Origin of the sequence: Pseudoalteromonas sp. NCIMB 1079, from assembly GCF_040567695.1 — a bacterium.
Classification (GTDB): domain Bacteria; phylum Pseudomonadota; class Gammaproteobacteria; order Enterobacterales; family Alteromonadaceae; genus Pseudoalteromonas; species Pseudoalteromonas distincta.
Genome location: NZ_JBEWZA010000001.1, coordinates 1717272 through 1731683, shown reverse-complemented (window position 1 = coordinate 1731683; position 14412 = coordinate 1717272). Strand labels below are relative to the sequence as shown.

Annotated in this window: 11 protein-coding genes and 4 tRNA genes; 6 read left to right on the top strand and 9 right to left on the bottom strand. The window is 40.2% G+C overall.

Going from position 1 to position 14412, the window contains the following annotated elements; genetic code table 11:
- The first annotated feature begins 42 nt into the window (after positions 1-42).
- The 5 genes from cmoA (at position 43) to ABX891_RS08040 (ending at position 4399) form a co-directional block, all read left to right on the top strand.
- Complete coding sequence (gene cmoA, locus ABX891_RS08060) at positions 43-768, top strand: carboxy-S-adenosyl-L-methionine synthase CmoA (RefSeq protein WP_149594767.1); 726 nt, start codon at positions 43-45, stop codon at positions 766-768.
- Between the two features lie 12 nt (positions 769-780).
- Entirely contained in the window at positions 781-1749 is a 969-nt protein-coding gene (gene cmoB, locus ABX891_RS08055; RefSeq protein WP_354629254.1) for a tRNA 5-methoxyuridine(34)/uridine 5-oxyacetic acid(34) synthase CmoB, read from the top strand.
- A gap of 190 nt (positions 1750-1939) precedes the next feature.
- On the top strand, positions 1940-2992 hold the full coding sequence (gene purM / locus ABX891_RS08050) for a phosphoribosylformylglycinamidine cyclo-ligase (RefSeq protein ID WP_002959993.1): 1053 nt from the start codon (positions 1940-1942) through the stop codon (positions 2990-2992).
- The gene (gene purN / locus ABX891_RS08045) at positions 2992-3639 is read left to right on the top strand and encodes a phosphoribosylglycinamide formyltransferase (RefSeq protein WP_002959994.1); all 648 of its coding nucleotides are present in this window, start codon (positions 2992-2994) and stop codon (positions 3637-3639) included. Before purM ends, purN begins: the two co-directional genes overlap by 1 nt.
- A gap of 16 nt (positions 3640-3655) precedes the next feature.
- Positions 3656-4399 (top strand): DUF3108 domain-containing protein, encoded by a 744-nt coding sequence (locus ABX891_RS08040; protein ID WP_354630126.1) that lies wholly within the window; start codon positions 3656-3658, stop codon positions 4397-4399.
- A gap of 98 nt (positions 4400-4497) precedes the next feature.
- Here ABX891_RS08040 and ABX891_RS08035 read toward each other — a convergent pair whose 3' ends face one another.
- Positions 4498-5262, bottom strand: a complete 765-nt coding sequence (locus tag ABX891_RS08035) for a class II glutamine amidotransferase (protein WP_354629253.1) — start codon at positions 5260-5262, stop codon at positions 4498-4500.
- A gap of 323 nt (positions 5263-5585) precedes the next feature.
- On the opposite strand from ABX891_RS08035, the gene fadE reads away from it, so the two are divergent.
- Positions 5586-8042 carry an acyl-CoA dehydrogenase FadE gene (fadE, locus tag ABX891_RS08030; protein WP_008172549.1) on the top strand — a complete coding sequence of 819 codons (2457 nt, stop codon included), beginning with the start codon at positions 5586-5588 and terminating at the stop codon, positions 8040-8042.
- Between the two features lie 125 nt (positions 8043-8167).
- Here fadE and ABX891_RS08025 read toward each other — a convergent pair whose 3' ends face one another.
- The 8 genes from ABX891_RS08025 to ABX891_RS07990 all read right to left on the bottom strand — a co-directional run bounded on the left by ABX891_RS08025 (position 8168) and on the right by ABX891_RS07990 (position 14395).
- A complete protein-coding gene (locus ABX891_RS08025) occupies positions 8168-9289 on the bottom strand; it encodes a PepSY-associated TM helix domain-containing protein (RefSeq protein WP_024604906.1) in 1122 nt (373 codons plus the stop codon).
- Positions 9290-9307: 18 nt separating this feature from the next.
- Positions 9308-11344 (bottom strand): TonB-dependent receptor, encoded by a 2037-nt coding sequence (locus ABX891_RS08020; RefSeq protein WP_354629252.1) that lies wholly within the window; start codon positions 11342-11344, stop codon positions 9308-9310.
- Between the two features lie 208 nt (positions 11345-11552).
- Positions 11553-12911, bottom strand: a complete 1359-nt coding sequence (locus tag ABX891_RS08015; protein WP_354629251.1) for a histidine kinase sensor domain-containing protein — start codon at positions 12909-12911, stop codon at positions 11553-11555.
- On the bottom strand, positions 12908-13621 hold the full coding sequence (locus ABX891_RS08010; RefSeq protein WP_354629250.1) for a response regulator transcription factor: 714 nt from the start codon (positions 13619-13621) through the stop codon (positions 12908-12910). The genes ABX891_RS08015 and ABX891_RS08010 overlap by 4 nt, the downstream gene beginning before the upstream one ends.
- A 337-nt stretch (positions 13622-13958) precedes the next feature.
- A tRNA-Asp gene (locus ABX891_RS08005) sits at positions 13959-14035 on the bottom strand.
- A gap of 54 nt (positions 14036-14089) precedes the next feature.
- A tRNA-Asp gene (locus ABX891_RS08000) sits at positions 14090-14166 on the bottom strand.
- A 37-nt stretch (positions 14167-14203) separates the two neighbouring features.
- Positions 14204-14280 (bottom strand) — tRNA-Asp (locus ABX891_RS07995).
- Positions 14281-14318: 38 nt separating this feature from the next.
- A tRNA-Asp gene (locus ABX891_RS07990) sits at positions 14319-14395 on the bottom strand.
- Positions 14396-14412 lie beyond the last annotated feature (17 nt).

Here is a 14412-nt window from a genome sequence, read left to right as displayed (position 1 = left end):
AAATGTTAAAATAGCGCCATTATTTACAAAGAGACTGCCTTCGTGACCATAAAAGACAGTATTTATGCCTCTGAGCAACAAGTAAAAGATTTTAGCTTTGATCAAAATGTAGTCGAAGTTTTTCCAGATATGATCCAGCGCTCTGTACCTGGCTACGCAACGATTGTCAGTACAATGGGTAAACTTGCGGGTGAGTACGCACAAAGTAACTCAAATCTTTATGATTTAGGCTGCTCACTGGGCGCAGTCACGCTTAGCATGCGTCGTAATATTCGCACTGATAATTGCCACATTATTGCAGTAGATAACTCACAAGCCATGGTTGAGCGTTGTAAAATGCATTTACAAGGTTTTAAATCAGATGTGCCTGTTACTGTTACTTTAGGCGATATTAACGAGCTTGAGATTCAAAACGCATCGGTTGTGGCAATGAACTTTACACTGCAGTTTATTCCACACGCACAGCGCCAAGCCGTGCTTGAGAAAATATACGCTAATCTTAAACCTGGTGGCGTGCTACTACTTAGCGAAAAAATTAAAGCCGAAAACGAGCAATGCGATAACCTATTAATTGATTTGCACCACGACTTTAAACGTCACAATGGCTACTCAGAGCTTGAAATAAGCCAAAAACGTACCGCTATCGAAAACGTTATGCGCCCAGATACACTGAGCACTCACTTTACTCGCTTACAAGATATTGGTTTTAGCCAAACTCAAGTGTGGTATCAATGTTTTAATTTTTGCTCAATGGTAGCAATTAAATAAAGAGAGTCATCCATGTCTCAATGGTTTAACCAATTTTACGCATCTATCGCACAAAGCCCACTTAGTCACTGGCTAGAAACCCTCCCTGCTCAATTAAAACATTGGCAAAACGAGGCTAGCCATGGTGATTTGCCTAAATGGCAAAAAGTACTTAAAAACTTACCAGAGGTGGCAACTTCGCATGTTGATATTTCTACTAAGGTAGAAATTGGCGCGCCAGGAGAGATGAGTGATGGCGAGCAAAAGCAAGCCATGCATTTATTAAAACGCATGATGCCATGGCGCAAAGGTCCATTTAATGTGCACGGTATTGAAATAGATACAGAGTGGCGCAGTGATTGGAAGTGGGACCGCCTGCTTCCTCATATTGAGTCATTAAAAGGCCGCACTGTTTTAGATATTGGTTGTGGCTCAGGGTATCATTTATGGCGTATGCGTGGTGAAGGCGCAGAGTTTGTAGTGGGTATTGATCCGTCTGATTTATTTTTATGTCAGTTTCAGGCAATTAAACACTACAACCCAGACGAAAACGTACATTTACTACCACTAGGCGTTGAAGCATTACCCGAGCTTAAAGCGTTTGATACGGTTTTTTCGATGGGCGTACTTTATCATCGTCGCTCACCTATCGACTTTTTAGCGCAGTTAAAAGCGCAGCTTCGCCCAGGCGGCGAACTCGTACTTGAAACCCTAGTAATTGAAGGCGATGAAAACACAGTACTCATACCTACCGACCGCTACGCTAAAATGCGCAACGTGTGGTTTATTCCAAGTACTGCGGCATTAAAGCTGTGGATGGAACGCGTTGGCTTTAAAGATGTGCAAATAAAAGATTGCGCTATTACCACGCTTGAAGAACAACGCAAAACCGACTGGATGGAAAACGAATCGTTAATCGACTTTTTAGATCCAAACGATACAAGTAAAACAATTGAAGGCTACCCCGCTCCACTTCGAGCCATATTAACCGCAAAAGCATAGCTGTTAATTTAACGCCGTTAATACTAAAAAAACGCCTACGGGCGTTTTTTTGTTTATTTAAACAACAAACAGCGGACAAGTGTCCTTGTTAATTATTTCGAAATTACATTTACGCTAGCCGCGACCTTGCAATTGTTGTAAAATACGCGCGTTTCTAAGCAACCCAAAACAACTATTTTGAGGAAAACCTGTGAGCGAACAAAAACAGTCTCTAAGCTATAAAGACGCGGGCGTAGATATCGACGCTGGTAATGCACTTGTTGAGCGTATTAAAGGCGTAGTTAAAAAAACTCGTCGTCCTGAAGTAATGGGCGGAATTGGTGGTTTTGGCGCACTTTGCGAAATTCCCGAAGGCTACAAGCAACCAGTATTAGTTGCAGGCACAGATGGCGTTGGTACTAAACTACGTTTAGCAATCGACTTAAAAAAACACGATACGGTTGGTATTGATTTAGTTGCAATGTGTGTAAACGACTTAATTGTTCAAGGTGCTGAACCCCTGTTTTTTCTAGATTACTATGCAACTGGTAAACTAGATGTAGACACAGCAGCTGACGTAGTGACAGGTATTGGCAAAGGTTGTGAAATTTCAGGTTGTGCCCTAATTGGTGGCGAAACAGCTGAAATGCCAGGTATGTATGATGGTGAAGACTACGACATGGCAGGCTTTTGTACAGGCGTTGTAGAAAAATCAAAAATTATTGATGGCACTAAAGTAGCAGCAGGCGATCAGCTTATTGCACTTGCTTCAAGCGGTCCTCATTCAAATGGCTTCTCTTTAATTCGTAAAGTACTTGAAGTGTCAAAAGCTGATACCAGCGCTGACTTTGAAGGTAAAACTTTAGGCGAAACTTTACTTGAGCCAACTCGTATTTACGTAAAACCTTTACTTGAGTTATTCAAAAACGTTGACGTACATGCGCTTTCGCATATTACTGGCGGCGGTTTTTGGGAAAACATTCCACGCGTATTACCCGCTTCAGCAAAAGCTGTAGTTAAAGGTGATAGCTGGCAGTGGCCACCAATTTTTAATTGGTTACAAGAAAACGGCAACATTACTACACACGAAATGTACCGTACATTTAACTGTGGTGTAGGCATGGTTTTAGTAGTCCCTGCTGACAAACTTGAGCAAAGCTTAACAATGCTAAAAGACTTGGGCGAAAATGCATGGCACCTTGGTGAAATTCAAGATGCAGCAGCTGGCGAAGAGCAAGTTGAAATTGTAGGTGGTGCTAAGTAATGGCACCGACTCGTCTGGTAGTTTTAATCTCAGGTAGTGGCTCTAATTTACAAGCCATCATAGATGCCTGCGAACGTGGCGAGATAAACGGGCATATAGCGGCTGTTATTAGTAATAAAGCAGACGCTTATGGCCTAGAGCGTGCAAAACAAGCAGGTATTGCTACAAAAGTGCTCAGTCATAAAGATTTTGACTCGCGCGAAGCGTACGATGCGCAATTAATGAACGTTATCGACTCTTTTATGCCAAATCTAGTTGTATTAGCTGGGTTTATGCGTATTCTTACTCCTGGCTTAGTGCAAAAATATGTTGGGAAAATGTTGAACATTCATCCATCTTTGTTGCCTAAGTATCAGGGGCTGAATACCCACCAAAGAGCAATTGATGCAAAAGACGATGTTCATGGCGTAAGTGTTCACTTTGTTACTGAAGAATTAGACGGCGGTCCCGTTATTCTTCAGGCGCAAATACCTGTACTCAAAGATGATACAGCAGAAACATTAGCAAAACGCGTGCATGAGCAAGAGCATATAATTTATCCTTTGGTGGTCAAGTGGTTCAGTGAACACAGACTTACTATGGAAGCAGATTATGCAGTTCTTGACAAAAAACAACTTCCTGCACACGGCGCGCACTACCCACAATAAAAAAATAAGTGCCCTGTTGTTATGTGCGGGCGCTTTACTTCCAACTAGCCTAATTGCAGGCGAATTGACCCAGTATCAAGCTAATTACGATATTTTACGCAAAGGTAAAAATCATGGTGAGGCTGTTCGTGAGCTCAAAAAAACGGGCGACGATACTTATGAACTTACATACCACAGCAATATTGAGTGGATGATTTTCTCTGACTCTCGTGAAGAAACATCAAAGTTTACCTTTAAAGATGGCAAGGTTACCCCGCATCATTACAACATGATTCGTACAGGGACAGGCCCAGATAAAGATTACAAAATTGATTTTGATACAACAAACAAAGTAGTGACTAGCAGCGCTAGTGAATACCCACTTAAATGCGAATGGACTGATGAATTTCAGGATGCTATTTCGTACCAAGTGCAAGTGCGCGAAGGATTGAAAAAAGGCGAAACAAGCTTTTCATTCCCTCTTATAGATAAAAAAGGTAACCGCCGCGACTACAACTTTGAAGTTGTTGAAAAAGAGATGATCTCCCTACCTATCGGTAATGTAGAAGCCATTAAAGTGAAGCGTTTATACGATAACGATAAACGCCAAGCAATTGCATGGTTTGCGCCAGAAATGGATTACATGCTGGTACGTATGTGGAAAGGCGAGAAAGGGATGGAACAGTTTGAGGTGCAAATGAACTCGTTTACGGTTACTCAACCTGTCGCAGCTCCTGCAGCTATAGCAGACAATAGCGATGCTAGCGTAGAGACGCCATAACATCTATTTGCAATAACTAATTATGTAAGCTGATAAAAATATATATTAAATAAAAAACGCGATTTTAAATCGCGTTTTTTATGTTTTTAATTTTAGCGCTAAATTAGCTCACCCATTTTAAATAACACAAATTCCCCAGGCTCCATTTTTTGCCAGCGCTCATCATTCGTCAAAGGCCTTGTAGCTATAACCGTTACAACATCGTTTGGTGTGGTCTCTTGTTGAAAATCAACCACCATGTCGGCATCAATCAACGTGGCTTTACCAAATGGCGCACGGCGCGTTATGTAATGTAAGTTATTAGTGCAATACGCTAAAACAAACACCCCATCGGTCAATAATATATTGAACACGCCTTTTTCGCGCAGCGTATGCGAAAGCTTAGCGGCGTATCTAAAAACCGACGCCATATTAGATGGACGTTTTGGATATTTTTCGCGAATTTTATCAAGTAACCAACAAAAAGCGAGTTCGCTATCGGTGTTACCTACTGGCCGATAGTACTCTGTTTTTAAATCATGATAATTAGATAATTGCCCGTTATGTGCATAGGTGAGCTCGCGCCCCCACAACTCTCGTGTAAACGGATGGGTGTTCTCAAGGCACACTCTCCCACGGTTCCCTTGGCGAATATGGCTAATAACCGAGACACTTTTAATGGGGTATGCTTTAACAAGCTTTGCTATTTCAGATTGATAACTCGGCTCAGGATCTTTAAAGGTTCTACAGCCTTTACCTTCGTAAAATGTAATACCCCAACCATCTTTATGAGGACCTGTATTACCACCACGCTCTAAAAGGCCTGAAAAACTAAAACAAATATCGGTAGGCACATTGGCTGACATGCCAAGTAATTCACACATTAATAAAATAACCCTTAAAAACCATACATTAAAATAAATAGCGAATATTTATGTATTAAGCGTACACTAAATTGCAGCCTGCTATAACGGCTATACTTACTTAAAAAGTGTCATTTTGCTATTAGATTTATTTATTTTTACGTTAACACTACTTACGGCTAATGCTTTGACTAAACGATAGTTATGGCGCGTTCCTCTGTCGGGTAATTAAATATCGTATTAAAGTTACTTTCTACTACAATTTAACATCGTTATGTACTTGAAAATTACTGTTACTAGCGCTACTCTAAGTGAGGTGGTCTGACCTCTATTAAGGAATAAAAATGACACTCATATTTACACTGGTTCTAATCGCGTTGCTTTGCACTGCGGTTTACCACAGAGCAAGTTGGAACACAGCACTTGGTGTTTCGGCTATAACTTTATTAATTGGTACCTTTGCGGGTGCTTTTGGTTTAATTAGCTGGTTGATCTTTTTGATCATCGCGGTTCCTCTTTCTGTTACTGGCCTTCGTCAGCAATATATCATCAAGCCTATTTTTGCTACGTTTAAAAAAGTAACGCCAAGCATGTCTGATACTGAAAAATCAGCTATTGATGCCGGTACGACGTGGTGGGAAGCTGACTTATTTTGCGGTAACCCAGATTGGAAAAAACTTCACCAATACCCAGTTCCTAAACTTACTATTGAAGAGCAAGCCTTTGTTGATGGCCCTGTTGAAGTAGTTTGTAGCATGTTGGACGATTGGGAAGCAACGCACGAACTAACCGACCTTCCTCAAGATGTGTGGCAGTATCTAAAAGATAATAAATTTTTTGCCATGATCATCAAAAAAGAATACGGCGGTTTAGAGTTTTCTGCATTTGCACAGTCTTGTGTACTTCAAAAACTAACAAGTAAATCAACATTACTTTCGTCAATTGTTGGTGTACCGAACTCTTTAGGCCCAGGTGAATTATTACAACACTATGGTACAAAAGAGCAAAAAGATCATTACTTACCGCGCCTAGCGAGCGGTCAAGAAATTCCATGTTTTGCATTAACTTCGCCAGAAGCGGGCTCTGATGCAAGCTCAATTCCAGACTACGGTGTGGTATGTAAAGGGCAATGGAATGGTGAGGAAGTTGTGGGTGTTAGTTTAACGTGGAATAAGCGTTACATTACACTTGCCCCAGTGGCTACCGTACTTGGTCTTGCGTTTAAGTTACAAGATCCAGATGGGCTAATTGGCGACAATAAAGAGCCAGGCATTACCTGTGCACTTATTCCAACGGACACTCCTGGAGTTGAAATTGGTCGTCGACATTTCCCGCTTAACGTACCATTTCAAAATGGTCCTACTCGCGGTAAAGATATTTTCGTACCACTTGATTATATTATTGGTGGTCCAGATATGGCTGGTCAAGGCTGGCGCATGCTGGTTGAGTGTTTATCGGTTGGTCGTGCAATTACATTGCCGTCAAATTCTGCCGGTGGCATTAAAATGATTGCCGTTGCAACGGGTGCGTATAGCCGCATTCGTCGTCAGTTCCGTTTACCTATTGGTAAAATGGAAGGTGTTGAAGAGTCACTAGCAAAACTTGCTGGTTACGCTTACAGCTCTGATGCTGCGGTTAGTATGTCTACGGGTGCGGTTGATTTAGGCGAAAAGCCATCGGTAGTTTCTGCCATTATTAAATACCACCTGACAGAGCAAATGCGTGATGCAACTATTCATGCAATGGATGTACTTGGCGGTAAGGGCATCATGCTTGGGCCAAATAACTATTTAGGTCGTGGCTATCAAGGGGCACCTATTGCCATTACCGTTGAAGGTGCAAACATCTTGACCCGTAATATGATTATTTATGGTCAAGGTGCAATTCGCTGTCATCCATTTGTACTAACCGAACTAGGTGCGTGCGAAATTGAAGACCGCGAAGAAGCGCTTAACGTATTTGATAAAGCGCTAATGGGTCATATTGGTTTTACTATGTCGAACCTTGTACGTACTAAATGGCTTGCACTTACCGGCGCTCGTTTTACAAGTGTGCCGTACAACGACGAAACCGCTGAGTTTTACCGTATAGCGTCACGCTTTAGTGCATCACTTGCTCTTATGTCAGACATTAGCATGGCAGTATTTGGTGGTTCTCTAAAACGTAAAGAACGTATTTCAGCACGTTTAGGTGACTTACTTAGTTACTTATACTTAGTGTCTGCAACGCTTAAGCGTTACAACGATGAAGGCCGTAAAAAAGAAGATTTTGCTCTAGTAAAATGGAGTTGCCAAGATCACCTTTACCATTGCCAACGTGCACTTGCTGATTTAATTAATAACATGCCTTCGGCTCCACTACGTGCCGTGTTAAAAGTATTGTTATTCCCGTTTGGTCGCCCGGTTCGTAAACCAACTGACCAACTTGAGCATAAACTTGCGCAACTACTACAAGTACCTAGCGAAACGCGTAACCGTTTAGCAAGCTATGTGTATTTAACAAATGAGCCGCTTAACCTTGTAGGTCGTCAAGAGCAAACGCTTAAAGACGTACTTGCTGTTGAGCCATTATTTGACCGTGTATGCAAAGAAAAAGGTCTTAAACTGCCATTCTTCCAGCTTGATAAAGTAGCGCAAATGGGGCTTGAAGCAGGCATATTAAGCCAAGCAGAGGCTGATAAACTAGCTGCTGTTGAGCAATCTCGTTTAGATGTTATTAACGTTGATGACTTCGACCCTGCTGACTTACTTGCAGGCAAAGCCGCGCGTAATAGCGTTAAAAAAGAAGCTGATGCTGCTTAATTAACTAAGTAAGCATTTGAATACTAAAAGCCAGCGCCTAATGCGCTGGCTTTTTTGTGTAAAATAAATTCTTATATATCAAATCGCACATATCAAGCAATCAAATACTCGACGATAAGTGTAAATTAGCGCTTAGTTATCAATCGCTTCCATGCTAAAACTATGCCTGTATACACTAAAAAACATGCGAGCAATGATGCCAAGCCAGCTAATGTTTGCCCTATAAAACCAAAGTATTCACCGGTATGTAAAAATCGAGATGTTCCCCATGCTTGATCGCCTCGCGTCCAATCAGATTTTTTTAGCGTTTTAATTGCATCACCAGTGCGAGTATCTAAAAATAATGAATATGCATATTCTTGGCGATTCCCGATACTGGTATCAATATAAAAACGTGCTTCGTGTTTTTTGTCACCTAATTCTAACCACATCGAATACCAATCAGTGGCACCATTATGAATTGCATGTATTTGAGCTAGTTGGAATAAAGCATCGTAAGGTACTTTATCAGCCGATAAATTTAATACTGGTAGATGCTTTTCTCGCTCGGGTACGTTTTGCCCAAACGCGCCATATAACGCTTTATTCGCCCAATCAAAATGAAACAAAGTAGCCGTTAATGACAAAACGAGTAAAACCGGCAAACACCAAATTCCAAAAACTAAATGCCACTGCCTATTTCGATGATGTGATGATTTGTAACTCTTTGCTAGTAAAAAATATCCTTTTAATGCAGAGCGATTAAATCGCTTTGGTAACCACAGATAAGCACCCGATAGTAGTAAAAAGATAAAAAATAGATTAGCGTAGCCATTTATATTTTTGCCAATCACTTGTGAAGCGCCATGCAGTAATAAATAACGATGTATATCAGTTACAACGTGAAAAAAACCAGCCGCTAGCCCCTCTCCTTCACGAATAACATCTCCCGTATAAGGGTGTAATAAGTAGCTATTTTTTCCCGCCCAGGCAGGAATAGCAGCCCCTTCTCGATTTACCCAACGAATATAAATATGTGATTGACTCGGATGCGATTTTTGCAAAATATCTACAACAGCATCAGTCGATAGCCGCTGTTGAGCATAAGTGTTTTTTACAGTAAATCGCATTTCATCTAGCTCAACAATCTGTCGTTCATAGGTTAATAAAAAACCAGTGAACGACATGCTGAAAATAAATAAACCGGCGATTAAACCTATAATTAAGTGAGCCCAAAAGACCCACTTTTTAAACAATTTTAAGAACATAAAATAAGTTACTTATTCTTAAAACTGATAAGAAATCGATAAGCGAATATCGCGCCCAGATTCGTATGGACCAACAACAGTGTCAAATACTTCACTGTAATCACCCACACTTGAATGATCGATATATAACTCATTAAATAAGTTAGTAACAGCAACATTAAATAATAATGCATTCGTCACATTCCACTGCCCATATAAATCAACAGTGGTATAGCTTGGTTTATTTAGGGTATATAAAGAATCAGTCCAATCAAGGTCAACAGCTTGATGAAGAGTATCAATATCGAGTGAATCGACTTTAGTTACACTAAAACCAACCTTTGCATTGGTGTTAATGTCGTAATCAACGCCAGCAACCCATGTATTGCCTCTACTATTACCTAAACCGACAAACTCATAGCCATTAATATCAATTGCATCATAACTTACACTGTACAACCCATCACGTGGGTCAAGCTCTGTATCAGTAGCTGAAAATCCAATGAAGAAATCAAATGAATTTAAACGATATGCTAGGTCAAACTCAAATCCTTTAGTCTCTAACGTGCCTATATTGTTATAAACCGAGTTTCCTTCATACCCTTCAAATATCACATCATCTAAAGACGAATTATAAATACTTGCCTTAGCGGATAAATTTTCATTAGTGTATGTTATGGATGCTTCAATATTAGCTACGGTCTCAGGTACTAAACTTTCATCCGCTACTGGAATATCTGAACCGTCATATAAATATCCATCAATGGTAAAGCCATCCCCTATTTGTTTACCACGCGCGGCTTCAGCATACCCAAGCCCTACTGTCCAAGCTTCATTAATGTCATATGCTAAACCGATATTAAAGCTCACTTCATTGTCGTCTAAACTCGATGCACTTTCTGTAATTGCAGTGCCATAATATTCATCTAATAGGATGTCTTGTTTAAACTTATAACTATCAAAACGCACTCCATAACTCAGTAAAAGTTGTGGAGTAATATCACTATAACCTTGTGCATAAACACCCAGTACACTGCCTTGTTCTGAATTTTCTTTTGCACCTGCTGCAGACCCACTCGATACTTCATCATTTCTATAATCAACGCCATAAACAAATTTATGTTCATCAATAATACTTGTATTACGAATATCTAAGCCATATGTGTCAATGTCAGCAAGCCAAGCAAATCGGCCGCCATTAAAAGATGATTCGGTTTTGTATGCTGTCGCCTCTAAATACAATAAGTTATTGTGAGAAAATATATAATTAGCAACGTAAGTCTCTCGCTCTGCTTCACTTGGATACAAAGCATCACCTTCTTGTACCGCCCAGTTAGGGCGTGCTGAAAAATCCCCTTCTTCGTCGCGTTTTTCAATACTTACCGACAAATGATGATTATCTGCTAACTCACCACTGGCTTTAATAAACATCATATCTTGATCGGCGGCCGTACCATAAATAGTATCGCCATCACCATTTTCCATGTTCTCGCGATCCACAGTACTGAAATACCCTAGTACGCCCCATGTATCACTTAATTTACCGTATACACTGGTGCTTAAACGCGTACCGTCATTTGAAAAGTAACTTGCTTTAACACGTCCACCAAATTGTTCACCTTGATTAAGTAAGTCTTGCGCGTCTTTAGTTTTAAAGCGGATAGAGCCGCCAATCGCACCAGGACCACTTGTTGCTTCTCCGGCACCTGCTTGCACATCTATTTGCTGTAATAGGTCAGGATCTATTGTTACACGACCAATATGATGAAATAACGTTGATGTTTGCTGTGCACCATCAACCGTTATATTTAATAAAGAATCTTCAACACCACGAATATAGATCTTTTGTGCAACGCCTACCGAGCCACCCACACTAACAGAAGGTGAATGTCGAAAAATGTCAGCCAGATCACTTGCTTGATATTGTTCTATTTCTTCAGCTGTAATACTCAAATTAGTTGCAGAACCAACTACAGATATTTTTTCAACAGACGCTGTATTTTTAGCAAGTTCTTGCGCGTATATAGGTGAACTAAATGATGCACAAATGGCACTCATTAGGGCTAATTTTTTCAAGGGGGACGTTCCTTCTTAATTACAAATAAGAAGAATTATCATTTTCTTTTTATTGAAAGTATAGCAACTTTACATTTGTTACATTTAGGACATATACAAAGACGCGTTAGGTGCAATCTACTTTAGTTGCCTAAAAATATGTAAGTAAGGGCGTGAACAGGACGAGAAAGCGTTGCTCAGTTTTTACAAGCACAATATGAAATGTAATTTATACACCTTTAGGAACCGTTACAGTCATTACTAAACCACCTGCAGTATCATTTTTAGCAAATACTGTCGCAGCAATCGCATGTAATTGCCTTTGTGCTAAAGCAAGCCCTAAACCAAAGCTATCACTGTTGCATGAGCGAGCTGAATCAATCCGGAAAAAAGGTCTAAAAATAGTATTTAAATGCTCTTTAGGTACTCCTGGACCTTGATCTGCAATAATAATTTGATATTCATGTTTATAATCAATGAGGCTAATCCATACTTTTTTATTAATGGGTGTGTAACGTAGTGCATTTCTAAGTATATTCTCCAGTGCTTGACCTAATGCTCTGTGATTACTGTTTTCAATATGGGCTTGATTAGGTAAGTCAGCAAAAATAAGTTTATCTGGGTACTCAAAACGCCCATCTTCAATGAGAATTTCGAGTAAATCGACTAAATCCAAAGATTCGATACGCAACTGAGGTGACTCGTTATCTAACCAGGATAAAGTAAGCGTGTCATCCACTAACTTACGGATGTGCTGTGACTCTTTGTGAATACGCTCTAATTTGATTTGCGTGTCTTCTACACCCTTTTCTCTGTGAGAGAGTAAATTGTCAGTTGCTATATCTAAGCGTGTTAAAGGTGTTCTCAACTCGTGAGACAGATCAGTTAGTAATACACGTTGATGCATAATCTGATCACTGATCCGCTCTGCCATTAAATCAAATGTTTCAGCTAACTGGGATAGTTCATCATTGCGTGAGCCCAGCTGCTCTCGAACTCTGACACTAAAGTCTCCTTTGCTAAATGCTCTACTTGCTAAGTCGAGTTCTTTAATAGGATGCATAATATGGCGATATAACACAATCGATAAACACACCAATATCAGCATTGGCAATAAAACTTGTAACGACAAACGTGTTAAATTCCAAAGTGATCCTGGGCGCATTCTTTTAGGCAACTGCACAACAAGGCTAGTTGCACCATCTTTAAAGGGTAATTGCATAACGGGTGCATGCTCAAAATACAGATGGATTTTCCAATAAATACTTCGCCCCAAGTTATACCCTGTATACTCATAACGATGAGAGCGATTACCAGCTAACTCAACCACATTGGCTTTAGCAATTACAGCCCAAATACTCTCTTGTTGTTGTAAATCATCAACCCAACGCTCAAGTTCGCTCATATCGCCTTGATCAAATATAACCTCAGCCTTTTTTTGCCAATTAATTAACTCTTCTCGACTTGAGTCACTTAGCATGCTCATATCATTTTCAAAATGATTAACCGCGACATTAATTAAATAAAACATCGCAACAACACCAGTACCAATAATTAAGCACAGCTTCCAAAATAAACGTCGTGTCATTTAATACAGTACCCTTGCCCATGCACAGTGTGTAAACGGCTGCCATCCCAGCCGGCGTTATTTAATTTTTTTCGTATACGACTCATATGCATATCTAAACTACGATCGTACTGACTGAAACGCTTGTTAAGCGCCACTTGATATAAAAAAGGTTTTAACAGTATTTGTTCTTGGTTTTTCATTAAAATTTGCAGCAAGGCAAACTCAATAGGCGTAAAAGCTAATAGCTCACGATGCAGAAAAACCTGCTGGTGTAGGCTATCTATTTCAAGTCCATCAATATTAGCAATGTAAGGGGTATTTGTGTCTTGTTTAAAAACGCGCCTTAGTACTGAATCTACTCGTAGTAATAATTCTTGGCTATTAAACGGTTTTGCTAAGTAATCATCTGCACCAGCTGATAAACCTAAAATGCGCTCTTCTTCAGCATGTTTTGCCGATACAATTATTACAGGGGTGTTATTACAACTACGTAAAATATTAAGCACTGCTAAGCCATCTTTGCCCGGCAACATAACATCTAATAAAATAAGACTAAAACGTTGAGCAACCGCTAAATCAAGCGCTTGATTACCATCAAAACACTGTGTAACAGAGTATCCTTGGTTGGCTAGTAATTCAGTAATTTGATCATTAAGTAATGTATCGTCTTCAACAACTAAAATATCAAAATCAGATTTGTTACGTTGATAGGCCTGTGGTGCAGACATAGAAAGCCATAATTTTTATAGTATTAAAACAAATTAAAGCAAATGGTAATACAAATCAATATCAAAATCAGTGAGTGTGGAGAAAGTTGATTTTTTGAGTGTTTTGAGTGTTTTGAGTGTTTTGAGTGTTTTGAGTGTTTTGAGTGTTTTGAGTGTTTTGAGTGTTTTGAGTGTTTTGAGTGTTTTGAGTGTTTTGAGTGTTTTGAGTGTTTTGAGTGTTTTGAGTGTTTTGAGTGTTTTGAGTGTTTTGAGTGTTTTGAGTGTTTTGAGTGTTTTGAGTGTTTTGAGTGTTTTGAGTGTTTTTCGAGCATAAACTTGTCATTTAGGAAATAACAAGTGGCGGAGTGGACGGGACTCGAACCCGCGACCCCCGGCGTGACAGGCCGGTATTCTAACCAACTGAACTACCACTCCGCAGTGGTATGTGCATGGGGTAATGCACTTACTAATTTTAATCATGATATCAAATGGCGGAGTGGACGGGACTCGAACCCGCGACCCCCGGCGTGACAGGCCGGTATTCTAACCAACTGAACTACCACTCCGCAGAGATATCATTATACTTGTTATTACTTAATTTGTTGGCGGAGTGGACGGGACTCGAACCCGCGACCCCCGGCGTGACAGGCCGGTATTCTAACCAACTGAACTACCACTCCAGCATACAAACTTTGTAATATAACGTTGTTTAAATAGTTGGCGGAGTGGACGGGACTCGAACCCGCGACCCCCGGCGTGACAGGCCGGTATTCTAACCAACTGAACTACCACTCCAGCGCATATTTAAACTG